19 protein-coding genes and 1 tRNA gene are annotated in these 20,673 nt (G+C 65.7%); 4 read left to right on the plus strand and 16 right to left on the minus strand.

The window, feature by feature from the left end; translation table 11 throughout:
* Positions 1–56 precede the first annotated feature (56 nt).
* Together RBB34_RS06655 and RBB34_RS06660 are read left to right on the plus strand one after the other, a co-directional pair.
* Positions 57–950, plus strand: a complete 894-nt coding sequence (locus RBB34_RS06655) for a LysR substrate-binding domain-containing protein (RefSeq protein WP_306118417.1) — start codon at positions 57–59, stop codon at positions 948–950.
* 1,012 nt (positions 951–1,962) lie between these two features.
* A complete protein-coding gene (locus RBB34_RS06660; protein ID WP_306118418.1) occupies positions 1,963–2,271 on the plus strand; it encodes a hypothetical protein in 309 nt (102 codons plus the stop codon).
* A gap of 103 nt (positions 2,272–2,374) precedes the next feature.
* Here the strand turns inward: RBB34_RS06660 and RBB34_RS06665 are convergent, their stop codons facing one another.
* The 8 genes from RBB34_RS06665 to RBB34_RS06700 all read right to left on the minus strand — a co-directional run bounded on the left by RBB34_RS06665 (position 2,375) and on the right by RBB34_RS06700 (position 8,194).
* The gene (locus RBB34_RS06665; protein ID WP_306118419.1) at positions 2,375–3,595 is read right to left on the minus strand and encodes a DUF6596 domain-containing protein; all 1,221 of its coding nucleotides are present in this window, start codon (positions 3,593–3,595) and stop codon (positions 2,375–2,377) included.
* On the minus strand, positions 3,592–3,945 hold the full coding sequence (locus RBB34_RS06670; RefSeq protein WP_306118420.1) for a YciI family protein: 354 nt from the start codon (positions 3,943–3,945) through the stop codon (positions 3,592–3,594). Before RBB34_RS06670 ends, RBB34_RS06665 begins: the two co-directional genes overlap by 4 nt.
* Before the next feature lie 24 nt (positions 3,946–3,969).
* Complete coding sequence (locus RBB34_RS06675) at positions 3,970–4,470, minus strand: SRPBCC family protein (protein WP_306118421.1); 501 nt, start codon at positions 4,468–4,470, stop codon at positions 3,970–3,972.
* Between the two features lie 137 nt (positions 4,471–4,607).
* The gene (locus RBB34_RS06680) at positions 4,608–5,840 is read right to left on the minus strand and encodes a DUF6596 domain-containing protein (RefSeq protein WP_306118422.1); all 1,233 of its coding nucleotides are present in this window, start codon (positions 5,838–5,840) and stop codon (positions 4,608–4,610) included.
* Positions 5,837–6,190, minus strand: coding sequence for a YciI family protein (locus tag RBB34_RS06685; RefSeq protein WP_306118423.1), 354 nt, complete (start codon positions 6,188–6,190; stop codon positions 5,837–5,839). The genes RBB34_RS06680 and RBB34_RS06685 overlap by 4 nt, the downstream gene beginning before the upstream one ends.
* Positions 6,191–6,292: 102 nt before the next feature.
* Positions 6,293–7,075 carry an SDR family NAD(P)-dependent oxidoreductase gene (locus tag RBB34_RS06690; RefSeq protein WP_306118424.1) on the minus strand — a complete coding sequence of 261 codons (783 nt, stop codon included), beginning with the start codon at positions 7,073–7,075 and terminating at the stop codon, positions 6,293–6,295.
* A gap of 67 nt (positions 7,076–7,142) precedes the next feature.
* A complete protein-coding gene (locus tag RBB34_RS06695; RefSeq protein ID WP_306118425.1) occupies positions 7,143–7,766 on the minus strand; it encodes a hypothetical protein in 624 nt (207 codons plus the stop codon).
* A 351-nt stretch (positions 7,767–8,117) separates the two neighbouring features.
* Positions 8,118–8,194 (minus strand) — tRNA-Arg (locus RBB34_RS06700).
* 668 nt (positions 8,195–8,862) lie between these two features.
* On the opposite strand from RBB34_RS06700, the gene RBB34_RS19850 reads away from it, so the two are divergent.
* The gene (locus RBB34_RS19850) at positions 8,863–9,699 is read left to right on the plus strand and encodes an N-acetyltransferase (RefSeq protein ID WP_346432530.1); all 837 of its coding nucleotides are present in this window, start codon (positions 8,863–8,865) and stop codon (positions 9,697–9,699) included.
* 48 nt (positions 9,700–9,747) lie between these two features.
* Here the strand turns inward: RBB34_RS19850 and RBB34_RS06710 are convergent, their stop codons facing one another.
* The 4 genes from RBB34_RS06710 to RBB34_RS06725 form a co-directional block, all read right to left on the minus strand.
* The gene (locus tag RBB34_RS06710; protein ID WP_306118426.1) at positions 9,748–12,444 is read right to left on the minus strand and encodes a dipeptide ABC transporter ATP-binding protein; all 2,697 of its coding nucleotides are present in this window, start codon (positions 12,442–12,444) and stop codon (positions 9,748–9,750) included.
* A 10-nt stretch (positions 12,445–12,454) separates the two neighbouring features.
* Positions 12,455–13,666 (minus strand): ABC transporter permease, encoded by a 1,212-nt coding sequence (locus tag RBB34_RS06715; RefSeq protein WP_306118427.1) that lies wholly within the window; start codon positions 13,664–13,666, stop codon positions 12,455–12,457.
* Between the two features lie 18 nt (positions 13,667–13,684).
* Positions 13,685–14,722: an ABC transporter permease gene (locus RBB34_RS06720; RefSeq protein ID WP_306118428.1), complete on the minus strand. Its 1,038-nt coding sequence runs from the start codon at positions 14,720–14,722 to the stop codon at positions 13,685–13,687.
* A gap of 115 nt (positions 14,723–14,837) precedes the next feature.
* Positions 14,838–16,484, minus strand: coding sequence for an ABC transporter substrate-binding protein (locus tag RBB34_RS06725; protein ID WP_306118429.1), 1,647 nt, complete (start codon positions 16,482–16,484; stop codon positions 14,838–14,840).
* Positions 16,485–16,944: 460 nt separating this feature from the next.
* Here RBB34_RS06725 and RBB34_RS06730 point away from each other — a divergent pair, with 460 nt between their 5' ends.
* Positions 16,945–17,751, plus strand: a complete 807-nt coding sequence (locus RBB34_RS06730) for an undecaprenyl-diphosphate phosphatase (protein ID WP_306118430.1) — start codon at positions 16,945–16,947, stop codon at positions 17,749–17,751.
* Positions 17,752–17,758: 7 nt separating this feature from the next.
* On the opposite strand, the gene RBB34_RS06735 is transcribed toward RBB34_RS06730, so the two are convergent.
* The 4 genes from RBB34_RS06735 to RBB34_RS06750 all read right to left on the minus strand — a co-directional run bounded on the left by RBB34_RS06735 (position 17,759) and on the right by RBB34_RS06750 (position 20,623).
* Positions 17,759–18,751 (minus strand): complex I NDUFA9 subunit family protein, encoded by a 993-nt coding sequence (locus RBB34_RS06735; protein ID WP_306118431.1) that lies wholly within the window; start codon positions 18,749–18,751, stop codon positions 17,759–17,761.
* Between the two features lie 117 nt (positions 18,752–18,868).
* A complete protein-coding gene (gene lysM, locus RBB34_RS06740) occupies positions 18,869–19,378 on the minus strand; it encodes a peptidoglycan-binding protein LysM (protein ID WP_306118432.1) in 510 nt (169 codons plus the stop codon).
* A 131-nt stretch (positions 19,379–19,509) separates the two neighbouring features.
* The gene (gene arfB / locus RBB34_RS06745) at positions 19,510–19,947 is read right to left on the minus strand and encodes an alternative ribosome rescue aminoacyl-tRNA hydrolase ArfB (protein ID WP_306118433.1); all 438 of its coding nucleotides are present in this window, start codon (positions 19,945–19,947) and stop codon (positions 19,510–19,512) included.
* Positions 19,937–20,623: a nitroreductase family protein gene (locus RBB34_RS06750; RefSeq protein ID WP_306118434.1), complete on the minus strand. Its 687-nt coding sequence runs from the start codon at positions 20,621–20,623 to the stop codon at positions 19,937–19,939. The genes arfB and RBB34_RS06750 overlap by 11 nt, the downstream gene beginning before the upstream one ends.
* Between the last annotated feature and the right edge of the window lie 50 nt (positions 20,624–20,673).

Here is a 20,673-nt window from a genome sequence, read left to right on the forward strand (position 1 = left end):
AGACGCAGACACCTGAAAAACGATACTTTCTCCCATAGTTTGTGAGAAAACTGCACATGAAGCGCAGCATGCTGCCACTCAACGCATTGCGCGCATTTGAAGCGACTATGCGCCTGGGCCAGATGAAGCTGGCAGCCGACGAGTTGGGCGTGACCTACGGTGCGGTCAGTCGCCAGGTGCGTGCCCTGGAAGACCGCCTGGGCGTCAGTCTGTTCGAAGGCCCGCGAAACAAGCTGGTTCCGACCAAGGCAGCGCAGGACCTGCAGCCCGGTCTTCAGGATGCATTCGATCGACTGGAAAGAGCCATTGACCAGATGCTTCGGCGAGAGCAGCGACAGTTGGACCTCTCGTGCCTTAGCACGCTTGCCATGCGCTGGTTGATACCAATACTGTTCGATTTCCAGAGCCGACACCCTGACATCGAAGTCAGAATGACGGCGGACGATGCACCGGTTGATTTCGCTCGGCAGCGCTTCGATGTCGCGATTCGGGTGGGCAGCGGCCCTTGGGGTCAGTCAATGGTGACGCCGCTGTTCAAGGAAGAAATCGGACCAGTTGTAAGTCCAAGGTTAGCTTCACATCCGAAGGTCTCGAGCTGGCAGGACATTGCAAGTATTCCGCGTATTCACACCAGAACAAGGATCTCGGCCTGGCCCGACTGGTTTGTTCGGAACGGTTTGACACCGATGGGAGGCGGCCAGGAATTCGAGCACTTCTACTTTATGCTGGAGGCAGCGACCGTCGGTTTGGGTATGGCGATAGCGCCAAGAGTTCTGGTTGAAGACGACCTGGAGGCCGGACGGCTGATAGCACCACTCGGATTTCAGCCTTCAGGACACGAGTATGTCGCTTTGACAAGCAAGCACCCGACACAGGAGGCACTTACGTTCGTAAATTGGCTGTCGCAGCATTTGTCGCATCGGCGATCTGTCGATAATAACGAGAATTGAGCAGGTTTCGATGTGATGTCTTCCTTCTCGCTATGGCGATTAAATCGCCAGAAGAGGAATCCTGCATCGGTCCGTAGGAGAGCACTCTTGCCGCGCTGCCGGCCAGCGCCCCAAGGTTTCATGCTGCCCCAGCGGGCGCCTGGCAAGGATCTGCGGCTGTGCAGTCGCTAGTCGGGAGGGCCGCAGGTCATAGTATCGCCCGTCGTCTACAGCTACTTGCGCCGTGGAGAGATCGAGCCAAGTGCATAGGGCGTCGACCGTGACGCGGACTTTGACGCGATCTGCGCCGAAACCAGCGTAGCGGTCTGGTCGAAGCAGATGATGCGTGGGCACTGCGACCGGGTCCAAGCAGGAGCGCCGCGACCAGTCGATCTACCGGTCCAGGGCGTTGCCAGCCTTAAGGCGGCCATGATCTTGCTGGTGCTGCGCTGCTCTTAGGTCGATCGGCTGATCTGGTCGCGACAAGCCGAGGATAACTCGATGGCATGAACCCGCGAGGCCTTTTGCAGACCGCGCTTGCATTCGGACCCGACTATCACGCTCCGTTCGCGGACAACTTCAATAAGATGCCGTAACACCAAGCCATGCCTGGCGCAGAACAGCCTCTGTTCAGTATGGCACTGCAAGGCTACGACCACTATCCGCTCGCGTCGAAAAAGGGGATGGTGACGGCCGACAGGGACTTCGTGCTACCGATCAACGCCAAGCTCCCAGCCGAGAGCTGAAGTCTCACCAAGAGTGTAGCACTATGACGGTGATTGGCCCTTCCCCTCTGTTCGCCACCCGCGATATCCGATTATGTATCACCAGCTATAGAAAGAAGCGGAGGCCTCAAGGTTGGAGAAGATGCACCAGGGATCATGTCTCTGCGGCGATGTACGCTACGAGGTTCGCGGAGAGTTTGAACACTTCTTGCTCTGCCACTGCGGCCGTTGCTGGAAAGGCAGTGGATCCGCTCACGGAGCAAACCTTTTTTCCTCGACCGCGAAGATCACGTGGGTGGCTGGCGAAGATGGGTGCGCTCTCCGGCCTTCCGAACCGGGCGTCGCCTGAAGTGGCGAACACGGCCTCCAAGTTCGGCCTGCAAAGAGCTGCGCAGGCTTTGACGCTGTCACAGCGGAACCAATGCATCGGGATCCGCGTGATCAGTCCGGGCAATGTGGTGACGCCCGAGGTGGAAGACGACATCGCCGAAGGACGCTTCGGCGAGCAAGTGCCCATCGCCATGGCCGATCTGCTGGCAACGATCGACTACATCCTCGGCATCGGGGCGTCAGCGCTTCCCGCTGAGATCACTCTTGAGCAATCGCGTCCCGAATAGGTCGCCGCAGTCCTTGCTTTTGCGGGAGAACCACCCGACCGCGCTGGATGCAGGATCGGCTCGTTCGCGTTGCTTTCCGCACAGCAGTGCGGCGGTGGGTTGGCTACAAGGACCGGCCTCGTTCTCGGCTTGGATCAATCGTGTCGAGCAGCGCCTCCAAATAGCGCCTGAGCGGCGGTTCGACGGTGAGCGAGAGGGCCTTTTCATAAGCCTCTATGGCCCTTGCGGTGTCACCGAGATCGGCGAGAAACTTGCCGCGTGCGGTCCAGAAGGGCTGGAACGCGTGCACAGTCCTTCCATCGAGCCGCGAGAGCGCATCCAGAGCGGCCCGCGGGCCATGGCGTTCGGCTTGCACAACGATGCGGGCGACGGACGCGCCCAGCGACGGGCTGACGCTGTCCAACGCGTAGTAGAGCTTGTCGAGCGCCAGCCAGTCGATCCGGCCGGTCTTGGCGCGGTCCAGATGCAGACCCTGGATCGCCGCCTCGATCTGGAACCGGCCGGGTGCGGCGAGCCGTTGCGCGTCGGCCAGCGCGGTCTGGCCAAAGACGATCAGCCGCCCGTCCCACAGCATTGCGTCCTGCTCGTCGAGCGGCACGAACACATTGTCGCGAACGCGCGCATGGCGCCGCGCATGGCCGAAGGCGATCAGCGCGGCGAGCCCGTGTGCCTCGGCATCGTCCGGCGCCAGATGGCGCAACAGATCGGCAAGGTAGAGCGCCTCCTGGCCGAGCGCATCGCTTGGTGCCAGCCAGTCCAGCGCATGGGCGGCATAGATCGCCTCGCGCACCGCTCCGAGCCGCTCGGGCAGATCGGGCTCATCCGGGATCTGAAAGGGGATGCGCGCATCCCTGATCTTGCGCTTGGCTCGGACCAGCCGCTGCGCCATGGCCGACGGTGTGACGACGAAGGCGCGGGCAATGTCGGCCGCCTCGACGCCGAGCACGGTCTGTAGCATGAGCGGCGTGTGCAGGTCGGCCGGCAGCGCCGGATGGGCGCAGACCAGCATCAGCGACAGCCGCTCGTCGGGCAGGGATCGGTTTTCGCGCACGGGCTCGGGCATGTCGGGGATCGCATCCGTTTCGGGAAAGCGCAGAAGCCGCCTTTGCGTGTCGGTCAGCCGGTTCCGGGCCGCGGTCAAAAGCCAGGCTTCGGGATTGTCCGGCACACCGGTTTCCGGCCAGCTCCTGAGGGCCTTGGCGAAAGCGTCGGCCAGCGCATCCTCGGCGCCGGCAATGTCGCCGCTGCGCTTGGCCAGGATGGCGATCAGCTTGCCGTAGGATGCCCGCGCCGCGCCTTCGGCGGCGCGGGCCGCGTCGCTCATGCGCCGCCCATGGCGGAGGCGCGGATCTCGACCTTGCCGCCCTTGGCGGCAGGGCATTTTTCGGCCCAGGCCATGGCGGCGTCCAGATCGGGCACGTCGATGACGAAATAGCCGCCCAGCGTCTCCTTGGTGTCGGCGAACGGGCCGTCCTGCACGGTCTTGCTGCCGGTCTTCAGGCTGAGCGTCGTCGCGGTTTCGACGGGTTGCAGCCAGTCGGTGTCGACAAAGACGCCCGCCTCCTTGAGCGCGCCGATATAGGCGCCATAGACCTCCTGCATGGCGGCCCAGTCCTCCTGGGTCAGGTCGGCGAAGTCGGCGGGGTCGGAATAAAGAAGAAAAGTGTAGCGCATCGGTCTGTCTCCCTTGGGATGCGGTTAGGCTGCGGTTTGAAGATTGGCAAGGCCGCGCTCGAAGGTCGGGCCGACCATGCGGTCCATGAAAAGGCCCATCACCCGGCCGATCGGATTGAAGCCCATATCGGCCTGCATCGACCATGTGACATGGGCGCCGCCGTCTTTCGGCTCGGCGCGGATGGTCTGCAGCGGCTTGCCCATCGGGCCAAGATCGATCTGGTAGTGCACGGCATCGCCGGTGACCGCGGCGACGGTCTGGCTTCCCTTGCCGTCCTTGCCGGCGAAGTGGAAGCCCGATCCGACACCCGATGCGGGGCCGAACAGCGTGATCGACAGGTCCGGATCGGTGGACTTGTAAGGGTTGAAGCGCTGATAGCCCTCACCGGAGGCGGCGAGCGCCAGCACGGCTTGGGCGTCGGCGTCGATCAGCGCCTGCCGCTCGACATGAACCTGTCGCGGAAGCAGCAGCGTCGAGGCGGCGAGCACGGCAATCACCGCAACCGAACCCGCCAGAATTTGCATCAATATCTTGGTTTCCCCCCTTTCATCGGGGACGAGAGCACGTGCGCTCTCACCCCATGACGAACGGACCTTTGGCCAATCGACAGGCGTTGAGTTTTTTTGCCGCGCGCTGCCGCCGGCCGCACCGCAACCCGCGCTCAACGGGGCCTAAGCATGTCGGCCTGCGTCCAGAGATAGCGGCGGGCCGCCTCGTCATCGCTGAGCCCGATGGCACGGGCGAAGGCCTCGTGCGCATCGGCCTTGTGCCCCAATCGTGCCAGGGCATGGGCGCGGGTCGCCCACCAGGGCTGGTAGGAACGGCGCTGTACTTCGGGCATGGCATCGAGCGCATCGAGCGCCGTCTCCGGCCCAGCCGCCTCGATCAGCACCGCCGCGTGGCCGGTCCGCGCGCCGATCGTCGGCGCGATGGCGACAAGGCCGCGATAGAGCCGTTCCAGTTCGTCCCAGTCGGTTTCGGCGGTGCGCCGTCGCGCCGCGTGCACCGCCTGGATCGCCGCCTCGAGCTGATAGCGGCCGAGACTGGCATGGCGCGCGGCATTGGCGAGCGCGCGCTCAGCGTCGTCCAGCAGGCGAGCGTTCCAATTGGCCGGATCCTGCCGGCCGAGCGGCACGAGGGCACCGGTTTGCGGATCGAGCCGGGCCGGACGGCGGGCCTCGGCGAACAACATGGTCGCAAACAGTCCGTGCGCCTCGGCTTCCCCGGGCAGTTCGGCGCAGATCAGGCTGACCAGCCAGATCGCTTCCTGGGTCAGGTCGGCGGCCTTGCGGTCGCCGGCCGGCATGCCGTTGTAGCCGACCGCGTAGGCAGCATAGATGGCATCGAGTACATCGGCGACCCGCGCCGGCCGATCAGCCTCGTCAGGCAGTTCGAACCCAATGGCTGACGTTTCGATCTTGGCCTTGGCGCGGGTCAGCCGCTGGCCCAGTGTGCCCGGCGCAACAAGGAAGACCGATGCCATGCGGCGCGCATCGAGCCCCAGCACGAGCTGCAGCATCAGGGGCGCGCGAATGGCCGCGTCGATCGCCGGATGGGCGCACACGAACATGAGATTGAGGCGCGGGTCGGCGGCGCCGTCGCCGACTTGCGCTGTGCGTTCCTCGATCATTGCGATGATCTCCTGTTGGCCGGCATGGGCCGTCGCTTCGCGCCGCCAGGCATCGATTGCCTTTCGCCGTGCGGTCTTGAGCAGCCAGCCTTCCGGGTTGTCCGGTACGCCGCGCTCAGGCCAGGTTTCGAGCGCCGCCAAGAGGCTCTCGGCCAGCATCTCCTCGGCGCGGTGGGGCGAACCCAGCCGCGCCGAGAGAATCGCCACAAGCCGGCCATAGGAAAGGCGCGCAACGCGCTCGATCTGCCGGCGCGCCTCGCTCATTGGCTGCGCGTGATCACCGGACGGACTTCGACCGCGCCGCTCGCGGCGGCCGGGTTGCGCGCCGCCCATTCGAGCGCGGTGTCGAGATCGGGAACGTCGATCACATAGAAGCCGCCGAGCTGCTCCTTGGTGTCGGCATAGGGACCGTCCTGGACGTCGCGGCTGCCGTCTCGCACCCGCAGCGTCGTTGCCGTCGCCGACGGGTGCAGTGCCTCGCCGCCGACCAGAATGCCGGCCTCGACCAGCGCTTTCGTATAGGCGCCCCAAACCTCGCCATCGGCGGCATCGCGCACCGATTGCGCATCGGGGTGATCGGCGGGCGGAGTGTAGTTCATGATGATGTATTGCATGGTGTGTCCTATCACGGTTTGAAGCTGGTTGCCGGCTCCGGTTGCCCTCGGCCACCCCCATGACGTGCGGGCCGGGCCAATTTCTACATTGCGGGACGGAATTCAGGAGCTTCCAAGGCCCATCTGGCGGCGCATGCCGCCGAGCAGCGCCGCGCGCGGCAACAGCCGCGCCATTTGCTCAAGCGTCTTCGCCTCGCGTCCGGCCGCCGAGATCGCCGGCGGGCGGGCCATGGCGATGAGGCGCGCGACATGCCGTCCGACGACGGCCGGATCGTCGGCGGTTTGAAACGCCCGCGCGATCGCCGCCTCGACGCGCGCCGGCCTGTCGCCATAGCCGTCCATCGGTTCGCCATGCACCGTCCCGTCGGCGATGGGCGTGCGCATGAAGCCCGGCCGAACGATCAGCGAGCGGACGCCGCTGCCGCGCAATTCCTCGTCAAGGCTCGTCGCATAGCCTTCCAGCGCATGTTTGGTGGCCGCGTAGACGCCCATGAACGGCGCGGGCAGAAATCCGACCACCGACGAGACGTGGATCAGTCGACCCGTTCCCGCCGCGCGCATGAGGGGCAAAACGGCGCGGTTGACGTTCATAGCGCCGAGGACATTGACGGCGAAGGCGTCCGCGACCTGCTCGGGGCCAAAGCCTTCCTGCGGGCCGAGCATGGCGCGGCCGGCATTGTTGACGAGGGCGTCGATGCGGCGGTGCTCGGCATGGACGGCATGCACAAGCCGTTGGGCCGAAGCCGGATCGGTTACGTCCAGCGGCTCCAGTTCCGGCGCGGTCCGGCTCGTGCCGATTATGGTATGGCCGGCGGCCGAAAGCGCCGCCGCGACGGCCTTGCCGATACCGCGCGATGCGCCGGTGACGATGATCACCTTGTTCATGCTGGTTCTCCGCTCGATTGGACCCGGGATCGGCCTAACGGTCCCGGGTCGTGTGGATTCCGGCCGGCTATTGCGTGGCGCCCGCGACGGCGAATGCCGGAACGGCCGGCAGCAGTGCCGTGGGCACCTTGTCGGGCGTGCACATGTCGTTGTCGGCAGGCCGGACCCCGAAATAGACCGACGTCGCGTCCATCGCGAAAAGATCGTGGTCCTCGCCGCATTCGGCGACCGGCTTCCAGTTGGCACAGCCGGTCTCCGAGATGTCGGTCTCCAGATTGGTGGTCAGTCCGCAACCGGCCATGCCCATCGCCGCGACGATCTCGGGATTGTCTGTCAGCAAGGTGAGGTGCTTCCAATCCTCGCCGAACACGCCGTGATAGGCGCCCTCGACATCCGGCGAAGGCTGGCGAATCTCGAAATTGCCGCCGGTGCGGAACTGGAAGGTACGCAAGGTCATGGCCGGATCGAGCGCGTGGGTGAAGGTCAGCGTCCAGCGGCCATCGGCAAAGGTGAATTCGCGCGTGCCGAAGCCGCCATACCATTCCTCCGGCGCGGCGCTGCGATAGGTGCCATGGGCAGCCTGCAGCTCTTCCTTGGGCTTGAATTCGGCCGCATCGGCTTGGACGCCAGCGGCAAGGGCAATGCCGGCAAGCGCCGTGCCGGCTGCGGCAAAGGTGATGAGGGTCGTCATGGATCCGTCTCCTGTTGATCGCAAAGCGCGCATGGCGCTCCGTGCAGGAGACGTTTGAGCGGGGGCGATTTCGACATAGGCTCCAGGAAACGTGACCAGAGCGTCTTCCTGGCGTCTGCGCGCGGCAAAGACAGGGCGTGGCGTAAGAAGATCGCACTAGGACGTGCGAAGGCCCCAGGGCGGGCTACGCGAGACTCGAACCCACAGGCGCAGCAAGGCTTAACGGGTCGACGGTCGTTTCGGCACGCCTGAGTGAGCCGCCAACTCAGGCGAAATTGCCACGTAAGCACCGCGTAAGCACTATTTCTCGGTGAGCGGAAAATTCTAAGATGCTGATATTGTGGAGAAAATTGGCGCACCCGAGAGGATTCGAACCTCTGACCTCCGCCTTCGGAGGGCGGCGCTCTATCCAGCTGAGCTACGGGTGCAACCGGCTCGTCCATATCAAAGCCCATCGGAACCGGCAAATGAAAATCGGCCAGCCGATGCGCCTGCCCCGCAACTGCACCGGAGGCCAGCCGCTTCCAGCGCCGGCTCGTGCGGCAAGATCGCCCTTCCGGCGGGGCAAGGTGAAAGCAGGGCCATCGTCCATGCGAACCGCAGCGCGCGCAAAGGCGGGTGATCGTTAGCGGGCATGGATCATCGCCCGTATGGGATATCGCACCAGGGCGACGTGCCTCGCAACGGCCGTCCCGGCAAGCACCGCAGACCCCGCAACGATCGTGCGACATCCGCGCTCAGCGTCCTTGCCCGGCCTGGACTTTCCGTGGCGAGATCGCATCGTCTGGTGCCCGGCCGGCGCGACGGTCCGCCCGGCCGAGCGCGCGAGCCACGCAGCGGGGCGACGCCGAGCGCCTTGGCGCGGTGGGCGTCCGCCGGCCGCAACCCACCCGAACCGGCTCGACCGGTTTTGGCCATCAAGGATTGCCGGTCGCGCAAACCCGCGACCGGTGGCCGGGCCGGCCTGGTTCAAATCCCACGGCCTTGACCCGAACCGGTCCGGGCACAAGGGGTCGATCTGTTCACGCAACGCCTATGCCCGGCAGCCGATTGCAGCTTATGGTCACCGCTGCGGGCACGAAGGAGCGAGGCAGCGATGCAACGAACGACCGAACCACGCACGGGCCGGCGTGCCGTGCTCCTCACCCACGACGGCGGCGATCGGCGCGCCGCGACGCTGCTGGCCGACCTCGCCGAGGCCTTTGTGGAAGCCGAACACATCGCATTGCCGCAGACCCTTCCATTGCCACAGGCGGCATCGGGCCCTGGCGAGACGGTCGTGGCGCTTGGCTATGGCAGCGGCGCATCCGCCATCGCCGGCCTGCTCGACCGCGCCCACACCCGGCCCGGCCACACGGTTCTGATGCATCCGCGCGCCGGCATCCAGAGGCGCTTCGATTCGGAGCTGGCCGGCCTCGAAGTGCTTGTCACCGCCGGCGCCGCCGACGCCGACATGCCGGCCGAAACGGTCGGCGCGCTGATCGATGCGCTCGATGCCGCCGGCGCCAGCACGCGCGTCTTCTGGCACCGTGGCGGCAGCGAAATCACCGACGAAGAGGTCGCCGCGATACGGGGCTTTGTCGATGCGGTGCGGGCCGCGCTCGCCGACATCGGAGCCCTGCCGGTCCGGCACATCGACGAGGGCGCCAAGGGCCGCTACGTGATCGAGGCGCCCGGCAACGCCATCGCCGAGATGAGCTACAGCCGCGTCAACGCGGCGCTGATCATCATCGATCATACCCAGGTGCCGGAGGTCTTTCGCGGCACGGGCACCGGCCTGCGCCTGCTTGAGGCACTGATCGCCGACGCGCGCCAAACGGGCACGAAAGTGATACCGGTCTGCCCCTTTGCCGCGGCCCAGTTCGACAAGCACCCGCAATGGGCCGACATCGTTTCGGCCAAGGTGCGCGTGAACGCGCGGCCGGGCGGCTGAAACGGCCCTTTGCGCCGTCTGCGACCCGGGCTCGAGCCGGCCGGCGCGTCAGTCTTCGTCCGTGTCGCCGGCCAGCGCCCTGGCCTGGGCGACCCAATCCTCGCGATCGATCCGGCCCTTGAAATTCAGATAGCCGTCCACCCAGCCGCGCTCGGCCCTGGTCCATTGCGCGATCTGGGCGAAGGTGAAGATGCCAAGCCCGTTCAGCGTGTTCTCGATCTTCGGCCCGATCCCCGAAATGCGCTTGAGATCGTCTGGCGCAGCGGGCCGCGCCATCGCCGGCGGCCGCGTGCCGCCCTCCGCCTCGGCCTTCCGGGCGGCATCGGCGCCGGCGGCCCCGGCCGGCTCGGGCGTTGCGGCCGGCGCCGGATCGCGCTGGCGCGCTTCGGCCGGACGGCGCGCGCCGGCCGCCTGCTGGCCGGCGACGTTCACCGCGCCCGAACTCGCCGCGCCGCCCGTCGCCAGCGTCTTGGTCGGCCCGCCCCTCGCCGCGCCGCGTTCGCTGACGGCCCGCGCATGCTCGCGCGCCTCGGCGATTTCGCCGCGCGCCCGGGTCTGGGCACCGACCGTCCTGGGCTTGTCGAGATCGACCGACTTGGACGGATCCTCGTCCTGCCGCGGCTTGAACGAGATCACGGGCTCCATCGACCTGAAGTCGTCCGCGGACAGGTGGCATTTCATGAAATGGCCCGGCTGCCACTCCACTTGCGGCGGCACCTGCGTCTCGCACAGATTGCCCGGCACCTTCTGCTTCCAGCGGCAGCGGGTCTGGAAGGGGCAGCCCGGCGGCGGCTTGAGCGCGGAGGGAATGTCGCCCTCGAGCACGATCCGCTTCTTGTCGACCGATGTGTCGGCGATCGGAATGGCCGACAGCAGCGCCTCGGTATAGGGGTGATAGGGCGGCGAGAAGATCTCGTCGGTCGTCCCCTGCTCGACGATATGGCCCAGATACATCACGACCACCCGGTCGGCGATGTAGCGCACGACGGAAAGGTCATGGCTGATGAACAGCATGGTGGTGCGCGATTCGCGCTGGATGTCCATCAGCAGTTCGGTGACCGCGGCCTGCACCGAAACGTCGAGCGCCGAGACCGGCTCGTCGGCGACCACCACGCGCGGGCCGCCGGCAAAGGCCCGCGCCACGCCGATGCGCTGCTTCTGCCCGCCCGAGAGCTGGCGCGGCATGCGCGTCTCGAAGGCGCGCGGCAGCTTGACGAGGTCGAGAAGCTCGAGCATGCGCTCGCGCCGCTCGGCCGGTGTCTTGCCGACATTGAACTTCTCCAGTGTGCGGATGATCTGGCTGCCCACCGAGTGGCTTGGATTGAGCGTGTCGAACGGGTTCTGGAACACCATCTGGATCTGCGAGACCAGATCCGGCCCCCGATTTTGCACCGCGATCGCCTCGATATCGCGATTGCCGAGCGTGACCTTGCCCTCGGTTGCGGTCTCAAGGCCCAGAAGCACCTTGGCGAGCGTCGACTTCCCGCAGCCCGATTCGCCGACAATAGCCACCGTCTCCGCCTCGCGGGCATCGAAGGAGATGTCCTCATTGGCCTTGACGGTTCGGGTTTCGCCGCCGCCGAAGATCTTGTTGGCGGCAACGTCATAGTATTTCTTCAGGCGATCGATCTGCAGCACCGGCCCGCCCGGTTCGATCGCCTCGACCGGCTTGTGGTCGGCGGGCAGCGCGGCCCAGTCGATCTCCTCAAAGCGCACGCAGCGGCTGTTGTGGGCCTCATGGCCCTTGACCGGGATCATCGGGATCGGCCCGGCATCGCATACCGATTGCTTGAAGTGCAGGCAGCGCGGGCCGAAATTGCAGCCGACCGGCCGTTCGTGCGGCAGCGGCAACTGGCCGGGAATGGCGATCAGCGGATGGGCGTGCTTGTCCGCGCCGGGCAGCGGGATCGAGCGGAACAGCCCCTGCGTATAGGGATGGCGCATGCGGTCGAACACGTCCTCCACATGGCCGGTCTCGACCGCTTCGCCCGAATACATCACCGAGATGCGGTCGCAGGTCTCCAGGATCAGGCCAAGATTGTGCGATATGAACAGCATCGACATGCCGAACTGCCGGCTGAGATCCTTGACCAGGTCGACAATGCCGGCCTCCACCGTCACGTCGAGCGCCGTGGTCGGCTCGTCGAGCAGCAGCAGTTCGGGGTTCGACAGCAGCGCCATGGCGATGACCACGCGCTGCTGCTGGCCGCCCGAAAGCTGGTGCGGATAGGAGTTCATCAGCCGCCTGGGGTCGGGCAGGCGCACCGCCTCCAGCATTTCCATGGCGCGCTTGCGTGCCTTGTCCTGCGAAATGCCTTCATGGATGATCGGCACTTCCATGAGCTGGCGCGCGACCTTCATGGCCGGGTTGAGCGATGCCATGGGCTCCTGGTAGATCATCGCGATCTTCGAGCCGCGCAGATCGCGCAGTTCGGCGTCGCTCATCTGGCCCATGTCGCGGCCCTTGAAGCGGATCGTTCCCGACTTGATCTTCCCGCGATTGCCCATGTCGCGCATGATCCCGAGCGCCACCGTCGACTTGCCGCAGCCCGATTCGCCGACAATGCCCAGCGCCTCGCCCGGCATGACCTTGCACGAATAGTCCATGACCGCCGGAATCTCGCCGGCGCGCGTGTAAAAGGAGATGTGCAGGTTCTCGATCTCGAGAATCGGCGTGACATCGCCCTTCGGCGCCGGTTGCGGGGCGGGTGCGGTTTCGGTTGCCGGTTCGATCACGTCGGACATCGCGTCTACCTCAGTCCTTGAGCGATTCTTCGCGCAGCGCGTCTGCGAGCAGGTTCAGGCCCAGAACGAAGCTCATCAGCGCCACCGCGGGCACCAGGGCGGGCCAGACGTAAAGGCGCAGAAGCTGCGAGCCATCCTTGATGGCCGTCCCCCAGTCGGGGCTTTCCGGCGGCATGCCCAGCCCGAAATAGCCCAGCGTGCCCAGCAGGATCGTCGTGTAGCCGATGCGCAGGCACGCATCGACGATCAACGGCCCGCGCGCGTTCGGCAGCACTTCCCACAGCATGATGTACCATGGCCCCTCGCCCCTTGTCTGGCCGGCGGCGACATAGTCGCGCGTCTTGATGTCCATCACCAGGCCGCGCGTGATGCGGAACACGCCCGGGCTGGAGGCGAACACGACGGCAACGAAGATGTTGAGCTGGCCCGGTTCGATCGACAGCATCTTGAAGACGGGCAGGTCGAACAGGGCGGCCACCGGGGCCAGCCCGTTATTGCGCAGCGCCTGCACGACGAAATCGTTCGAGACCAGGGAAATCCACACCCAGGTGCCGATGACCACGGTCACCGCGATCGCCGACCACATGAATTGCGGCCGCGCCTGGTAGCGGGTGTAGAACATCATCACGAAGAAGATCATCGGGAAGATGAAGAACAGCCCCGCCAGCGTGTAGGGGATCGCCGTCTCGGTGATGCCCGGCGTGACCAGCAGGTAGAACAGCAGGATCACCGGGAAGGCCAGAACCAGGTTGGCGAGGAACGACAGCAGGCTGTCGATGCGACCGCCATAGTAGCCCGCCGGCAGGCCCAGCGTGATGCCGACCATCAGCGCGAAGGCCGTTGCCGCCGGGGCGATGATGAGCACGATCTGCGAGCCGTAGACGACACGGCTGAACACGTCCCGCGCCAGCTTGTCGCCGCCGAGCAGAAAGGCCTGGCCGGTCTCCGGATCGATCGTGCCGGGCGGCGCGTTCTTCAGGATCGGCACGACGCCGATGGGGTCGAACGGCGCGATAACCCCGGCCAACAGGGCGCTGAACAGCCAGAAGCCGATGAAGGCCAGCCCGGCGATGCCGACGCCGGTATCGTAGAGCTGACCGTAAAGGCCCAGGCGGGACCGATAGACAAAGCTCAGCGTGCCCACGATGATCATCGCCGCCCACACGGGCCAGAACCGGATCAGGATCTCGATGACGATCTGGGTCGGGGAGAGTGTTTCCATGCGTCGTCTCCGGACCGATCAGGATACGCGAATGCGCGGGTTGAGGAAGGCATAGCCGACATCGGACAGAAGCTGCGTCAGCAGCACGACGACGACCGACACAAGCGCGCAGGCCAGCAGCAGATCGATGTCGTTGTTGCTGGCCGCCTCGACCAGAAGGAAGCCGAATCCCTGATAGCGGAACATCGCCTCGACGATGACGACGCCGGTCAGCAGCCAGGGGAACTGCAGCATGATCACCGTGAACGGGGCGATCAGCGCGTTGCGCAGCGCGTGCTTGATGACGACGCTGGAGAACGAAAGCCCCTTGAGCCGCGCGGTGCGGATGTATTGCGCGGTCATCACCTCGGCCATCGAGGCACGCGTCATGCGCGCGATATAGCCCATGCCGTAGATCGCCATGGTCATGACCGGCAGGGTGAAGTTGACGAATGTTATGCCCTCGCGCGTTGCCGTCGCCGCCGAACCGTTGAGGACGCCGAGCCATGAGGCGAAGATGACCGTGAAGATGACGCCGGAGACGTATTCGGGCGTCGCCGTCGAGGCGATCGAGGCGACCGACAGGCTTCGATCCGTGCGCGAACCCTCGCGCATGCCCGCCAGCACGCCGACGATCAGCGCGCCGGGCACCATCACCAGCATCACGTAGAACATGAGCCAGCCGGTCGCCTGGAGCGCCGGCACGAGCCGCTCGGCGACCGGCACCTTGAAGCGTGTCGAACAGCCGAAATCGCCCTGCAGAACGCCCGAAAAGCGCGCCTCGGCAGGCTCGTCGCAAAACCGGAACCGCGGCACGGCCTCGCCCGTCGCCGGGTCGATATTGGGTTGCTTCTGCACCACGCCCAGCCATTGGCCGTAGCGCAGGAAGAAATTGTCGCGATAGCCGTTGCGCTCGAGCCAGCTTTCGATCTGCGCGTCGGTGGCGCGCATATTGGTCTGGCTGATGGCGAGCTTTCGCAGATTGGGATCGAGATTGACCAGGAAGAAGACCACCAGGGTCAGGCACAGCATGGTCAGAGCCATGATGCCCACGCGGCGCGCGATGAACGATATCACATGTGCTCTCCCCGAAGGCGCCGACGCGAGAGGTCGGCCGCGGCCGTCATTGTCGGCTCGTTATGCGTGACGGGCGCACCCGGGTGTCCGGATGCGCCCGCAAGGGCGGTCGCGATCAGGCGTCCAGCCATACCCCGTGCATATCCACTTCGTGGGTCGGGTGCTTGTGGTAGTTCATCAGTTCCGGGATGTGATGGTGGTAGAGGGACTGCCAGTACGGCTGGATGATGATGCCCGAATCCTGGAGGATCGTCTCGATCTCGCCCATCACCTCGCGCCGCTGGTCGGCATCGGCGATCGCCAGCGCCTGGATCAGCTTCTCGTCGAACTCGGGGTTCGAATAGCCCGTCTCATTCCAGGCCTCCCCGGTGCGATAGGCCAGCGCCAGGATCTGCACGCCGAGCGGGCGATGGTTCCAGTTCGTCGACGAATAGGGGTATTTCGTCCAGTCGTTCCAGAAAGTCGAACCGGGCAACACGGTGCGCTTGACCTTGAAGCCGGCCTCGCGAAGCTGGGCGGCCACCGCATCGGTCGTGTTCTTGCGATAGTCGTCGTCGATCGAGATGATCTCGTGCTCGAAGTCCATCTGGCCGGCCTCTTCCATCAGGGCCCTTGCGGCCTCGATGTCGCGTTCGATCGGCGGCAGCTCGGCATATTCGGGATGGATCGGAGCGACATGGTGGTTCTCGGCCACCTGGCCGCGGCCGGCGATCCCCAATTGCAGCGGCACGCGGTTGTCGACCGCCAGCTGAAGCGCGTTGCGCACGCGCTCGTCGTCATAAGGCGGGTTGTTGACATTGGTCCGTACGACGACGGTGGCACCGGTCACCGATTCCGAGGTCACCATGCCGAGGCTTTCGAAGATATCCACGAAGTCCCCGGTCGATTCGTAGTTGGCATGGACCTCGCCGGACTCGAAGGCCGCGATGACGGCCGACTGATCGGTGCCGTAGTCGACGAATTCGAAACCGTCGAGCAGTGCCTCGCCGCCCCACCAGGAGCCGTTCTCGCGGCGCTTGTACTCGGCCCTGTCGCCCACGGCGAACGAAACCAGTTCGAACGGGCCGGTGCCGATCGGGTTGGACGCCAGTTCGCCGGTCTCGGCATAGGAGGGATGGACGATAAGGCCGGGATAGTCGGTCATGCCGGCGATCAGCGTGATGTCGGGCCTCGGCAGCATCAGCTTGACGGTATGATCGTCGACCTTGACGATCGTGCCCTCGGCGGCCCTGCCCGTCTCCTCGTCGATCAGCACGGCGAAGCGCGCGGCCATGGAGTTGCCTTCGACGTCGCGCTCGCACCAGCGCTGAAGGTTGAAGATCACGTCGTCCGCGGTGAACGGGTCGCCATTGTTCCAGGTCGCGCCGCGACGCACATTGAGCGTGTATTCGGTGGCGTCGTCATTGATCTCCCAGCTTTCCAGAAGCTTGGGCTCGAAGGTGTAGTCCTTGGTGTATTTGACCAGCGGCTCGAGGAACTGGCGGGCGCCATTGCCCATCTGCGACCAGTCGAAGGTGCGCGGATCCTTGAGTTCGCGCACATCCATCGCGATGGTGACGAAGCCGCCCTTCTTGGGCTCCTGCGCCATGGCGCGGGTCGGCGCCGACAGCCCGATCATGGAATAGGCGGCGGCGGTGCTGGCCCCGAACGTGGTCGCAAGCGCCAGGAACTCGCGGCGATCCATCTTGCCCGCCTTTGCCTGGTCAGCGAGCTTTTCGATATGCGCTGGCATCGGTTTACCATTGCGCTTGAGAATTGCCATTTCAGCCTCCCGGAACGATCGTTGCATATGTCTTAGCTTTGAACACGCCAAACGCTTTGTCAAAGCGCTTGCATTGCCGCCATGTGCATAGCCGAATAACATTTCAAATGCGACATATCCTGTCGCAAAATCGCCAGGCCGCGCGAAAAGGACGCAACGCCCGCGGCAAGGTCACAACCGTGACGCGCGGCAAAATGATGCCGATGCACGTGACAAGGCGCGCGCTGCCACTGCGTGCCAGACATGGGCGCCGGCGCATCGCACGGGCGTCGCGCACGGACCGGGCGCCGCATCCCGATGACGCACTGCCGCATTTCGTGCCGTTTCGACGCGATTTGTAAACCATCACGATCTAGGGTCCGTTCAATGTCACCGAACGGTTGGCAGCGCATCCTTGCCCGCGCTATGCAACCTGCACCGAAGCCAGGCTCGAGCCCGATCCCCCCGAAGAAAGTCCGCCATGGCAGAACAGACCATTGTCGAGGCCGCCATGCTCGGCGTGCTCGAGGGGCTGACCGAGTTCATTCCGGTCTCCTCGACCGGCCATTTGCTCCTCGCCGGCCACTTTCTGGGATTTGAGTCGACGGGCAAGACCTTCGAGGTGCTGATACAGCTTGGCGCGATACTCGCCATCTTGAGCGTTTATGCCGCGCGGTTGTGGCAGATGGCGCTGCGCCTGCCCGAGGACCCCAAGACCCAGCGTTTCGTCGCCGGCGTGCTGATCGCGTTTCTGCCGGCGGCATTCATCGGCTTTCTCGCCCATGGCTTCATCAAGACGGTGCTGTTCGAGACGCCCCTTCTCATCTGCATCGTGCTCATCGTCGGCGGCGTGATTCTGCTGTGGATCGACCGGATGCCGCTCAGGCCGCGCTATGACGACGTGATGGACTACCCGCCCATGCTGTGCCTGAAGATCGGGCTGTTTCAATGCCTTGCGCTGGTGCCGGGCACATCGCGTTCGGGAGCGACCATTGCCGGCGCCCTTCTGATGGGCACCGACAAGCGCTCGGCGGCCGAGTTCTCGTTCTTTCTGGCGATGCCGACCATGGCCGGCGCCTTCGCGCTCGACCTGTTCAAGAACCGCGACATCCTGACCATGGACGACGCGGTGATCATCGCCATCGGCTTCGCGACCGCCTTCGTCATGGCGGTGATCGTCGTGCGCGTGCTGCTCGACTACGTCTCGCGCTACGGATTTGCGCTGTTTGCCTGGTGGCGCATCGTGGTCGGCAGCGCCGGCCTCGTCGGCCTTTGGCTGCTCGGCTGACCGGCGCTCACTCGTTCAGATCGGCGCGCTCGATGGGCGCGCGATACTGGCCGGCGCGGCGGAAACGCCACAGATAGGTCGGCAGGATCGCCTCGACGGTCTTGCCCGTAATGCCCATCGCTTCGAGCGTGCGGCCTTCGTCGATGGCGGCCTGCGAGACGACATTGTCCGTCTTGAGCTGGACGACCTGATCCTCGGTGAGCAATTGGCCGGGCAGCATCTGGAACAGTTTTCCCTGCATATGGGCGGCCCACCACGGAATGTTGACGAAGATGCGCTTGCGCTCGGTCACCTCCAGCATCTCCTCCAGGCACTTGCGGAAGCTCATCACCTCGGGCCCGCCCAGTTCGTAGGTCGCGCCGCCCCGCAGCTTGCCATCGATGGCCTGCGCGAAGGCCTCGGCCACATCGCCCACATAGACCGGCTGGAATTTCGTCGTGCCGCCGCCGATCAGCGGCAGCGCCGGCGAGAAGCGGGCCATGTCGGCAAAGCGGTTGAAGAAGTCGTCTTCGGGGCCGAAGACGATTGACGGGCGCATGACGATCGCCCTGTCTGCGAGGGTTCGTCGCACCCAGTCCTCGCCGCGACCCTTCGAGCGCGCATATTCGGACTCCCCGTCCGGATCGGCACCGATGGCCGAGCCCTGCACGAGCGGGATGTCCCTGTCGCGACACGCCTCGGCGACCGCGCGCGCGCCCAGTTCCTGAACCGCGTTGAACCGCTGTTTGCCGCTTTCGGCGAGGATGCCGACCAGGTTGATCGCCGCGTCGGCACCCTCGACGGCGCGACCGACCGAGCCCTTGTGGCGCACATTGGCCTGCACGGCCGCGATCTGGCCGACATCGCCCAGCGGCTGCAGGTGCATTGCCAGGTCGGGCCGGCGGACCGCAGCGCGCACGCGATAGCCGCGTTTTGCCAGCGCGCGCGTGATGTGGCGACCGAGGAATCCGGAACCGCCGAAAACGGTGATCACCTTGGGCAGATCGGCAAGCATGGTCATGACTGTGTCGTCTCCGCGAGCGGCGTGGGCGGGCCAGGTGCACCCGCCCTGCCCTTTCGGCGCGTGATCTAGACGGTTTGCCGGCGCCGCGAAAGAGGACCTTTTGGCGCGGCGCGGTCAGGCAGTGTCGAGATCGGGGATCCGCAGCACCTGACCGGGATAGATCTTGTCGGGATGGTCCAGCATCGGCCGGTTCGCCTCGAAGATGGCATTGTATTTCGACCCGTTGCCATAGGCCTTTTCGGCGATCGCCCACAATGTGTCGCCCTTTTCCACGGTGTGGAATTTCGGCTCGCTGGCCGGCGTCGCCGCCGCGATGATCGCGTTCATGTCGGCCCCCGGATCGAGCTTCAGCCCGCTTTCGGGTGGCACGACCCTCAGGTCCGACGCCTCGACCTTGGATATCCCCAGCGTGTTGCCCACCGCGACCACGGCCTTCTCGAAGATCGACTGATCCTCGACCACGCCCTTGATCACGGCGGTGTCGCCCTTCACTTCGATGTCGACCGCACCGGTCCCCAGATCGTGCGAATCCAGTTCCGTCTTCAGTGCCTTGGCGTTCTCGGTGTCATCGTCCCCGAACCCGAGTCGCTTGCCGGCATTCTTGACGAAATCGAAAAATCCCATCTCCCGTCTCCCTTGAAGCGGTGTTTGCGCACCCGTGTTTGCACCGGATGGCGGGCAAAGCAAAGCGCTTTGTTGGCGCCGCGACAGTTGCGTGCGCCGCCGCGCCGCCCTTGCCTGCCGGTTCCGCGGGCTCAATCCTCGCCCTTGACCGGCCCGCGCAGCTTCTTGACGGTGCCGCGCGCCGATTTCGCCTTCAGCCGCCTTTCGACCGATCCGCGCGTCGGCCGGGTCTTCTTGCGCGGTGGCGGCGGCGGCGCGAGCGCGCGGTCGATCAGGGAGGCAAGGCGCTCGCGCGCATCGAGCCGGTTGCGTTCGCGCGCGCGGTGCCGGCTCGCCTCGATGACGATCTCCCCGGCCTTGGTCGCCCGGCTGCCGGCCAGCTTGAACAGCCGCCTGAGTTCGGCGTCGGTGAACACGCCCGAGGCCTGCGCCAGCAGGCGCAACTGCACGGCGGTGGCGACCTTGTTGACGTTCTGCCCGCCCGGGCCGGAGGACTGGATGAAGCTTTCCACGAGCGCCCATTCGGGCACGGTGCGCCCCTGCGTCAACCGGATCGGATCAGCGCTCATCGCCACCGATCCATGTGATCGTCTCGCGGGCAGGCTTGCGGGCGATCGCCGGAACCCGTGCGCCCGGCGCCGGATAGCCGGCGACGACCAGCATCACCGGCTTCTCGTTGGCCGGCCGGCCGCAGATGTCGGTCAGGAACCCCATCGGCGAGGGCGTGTGGGTGAGCGTGGCAAGGCCGGCATTGTGCAATGCCGCGATCAGAAGCCCGGTGGCGATCCCAACCGATTCGTTGACATAGTAGTGCTTGATCCGATTGCCGGCCGAATCGAGGCCGTGGCGCGCCGCGAAGATGACGATCACCCAGGGGGCGACCTCAAGGAAAGGCTTGCGCGCGTCCGTGCCCAGCGGCGCCAGCGCGGCAAGCCAGGCCGCGCCCGCCCGTCCCGCGTAGAAGGCACGCTCCTCGGCCTCGGCGGCCAGTCGGATGCGCGCCTTGGTCGCCCCGTCGCCAATCGCGACGAAATGCCAGGGCTGCTGGTTGGCGCCCGAAGGCGCACTCACCGCCGCGCGCAGGCAATCGGCGATCAGCGCGCGCGGCACGGGCCGGTCGGAGAAGTCGCGCACCGTGCGCCGCCGGCCCATCAGATCGGCGAAGTCCGCCGCCCGTCGCGCCGCTTCCTCGGGCGTGCGGTCGGCGAAATCGAGCGGAACGGTCGGTCTGGCTTGCGCGGTCATGGCTGTCTCCGGCGATCAGCATGCACCGCTCGGCCCGCCATGCAAGCGGG

The sequence above is a fragment of the Roseitalea sp. MMSF_3546 genome, assembly GCF_030732865.1.
Classification (GTDB): Bacteria; Pseudomonadota; Alphaproteobacteria; order Rhizobiales; family Rhizobiaceae; genus Roseitalea.

Excerpts from the sequence above, each read along its gene's own strand:
- RBB34_RS06655 (WP_306118417.1), top strand. The coding sequence starts at position 57 with ATGAAGCGCAGCATGCTGCCACTCAACGCATTGCGCGCATTTGAAGCG.
- RBB34_RS06660 (WP_306118418.1), top strand. The coding sequence starts at position 1,963 with ATGGGTGCGCTCTCCGGCCTTCCGAACCGGGCGTCGCCTGAAGTGGCG.
- RBB34_RS06665 (WP_306118419.1), bottom strand. The coding sequence starts at position 3,595 with ATGAGCGACGCGGCCCGCGCCGCCGAAGGCGCGGCGCGGGCATCCTAC.
- RBB34_RS06670 (WP_306118420.1), bottom strand. The coding sequence starts at position 3,945 with ATGCGCTACACTTTTCTTCTTTATTCCGACCCCGCCGACTTCGCCGAC.
- RBB34_RS06675 (WP_306118421.1), bottom strand. The coding sequence starts at position 4,470 with ATGCAAATTCTGGCGGGTTCGGTTGCGGTGATTGCCGTGCTCGCCGCC.
- RBB34_RS06680 (WP_306118422.1), bottom strand. The coding sequence starts at position 5,840 with ATGAGCGAGGCGCGCCGGCAGATCGAGCGCGTTGCGCGCCTTTCCTAT.
- RBB34_RS06685 (WP_306118423.1), bottom strand. The coding sequence starts at position 6,190 with ATGCAATACATCATCATGAACTACACTCCGCCCGCCGATCACCCCGAT.
- RBB34_RS06690 (WP_306118424.1), bottom strand. The coding sequence starts at position 7,075 with ATGAACAAGGTGATCATCGTCACCGGCGCATCGCGCGGTATCGGCAAG.
- RBB34_RS06695 (WP_306118425.1), bottom strand. The coding sequence starts at position 7,766 with ATGACGACCCTCATCACCTTTGCCGCAGCCGGCACGGCGCTTGCCGGC.
- RBB34_RS19850 (WP_346432530.1), top strand. The coding sequence starts at position 8,863 with ATGCAACGAACGACCGAACCACGCACGGGCCGGCGTGCCGTGCTCCTC.
- RBB34_RS06710 (WP_306118426.1), bottom strand. The coding sequence starts at position 12,444 with ATGTCCGACGTGATCGAACCGGCAACCGAAACCGCACCCGCCCCGCAA.
- RBB34_RS06715 (WP_306118427.1), bottom strand. The coding sequence starts at position 13,666 with ATGGAAACACTCTCCCCGACCCAGATCGTCATCGAGATCCTGATCCGG.
- RBB34_RS06725 (WP_306118429.1), bottom strand. The coding sequence starts at position 16,484 with ATGGCAATTCTCAAGCGCAATGGTAAACCGATGCCAGCGCATATCGAA.
- RBB34_RS06730 (WP_306118430.1), top strand. The coding sequence starts at position 16,945 with ATGGCAGAACAGACCATTGTCGAGGCCGCCATGCTCGGCGTGCTCGAG.
- RBB34_RS06735 (WP_306118431.1), bottom strand. The coding sequence starts at position 18,751 with ATGACCATGCTTGCCGATCTGCCCAAGGTGATCACCGTTTTCGGCGGT.
- lysM (WP_306118432.1), bottom strand. The coding sequence starts at position 19,378 with ATGGGATTTTTCGATTTCGTCAAGAATGCCGGCAAGCGACTCGGGTTC.
- arfB (WP_306118433.1), bottom strand. The coding sequence starts at position 19,947 with ATGAGCGCTGATCCGATCCGGTTGACGCAGGGGCGCACCGTGCCCGAA.
- RBB34_RS06750 (WP_306118434.1), bottom strand. The coding sequence starts at position 20,623 with ATGACCGCGCAAGCCAGACCGACCGTTCCGCTCGATTTCGCCGACCGC.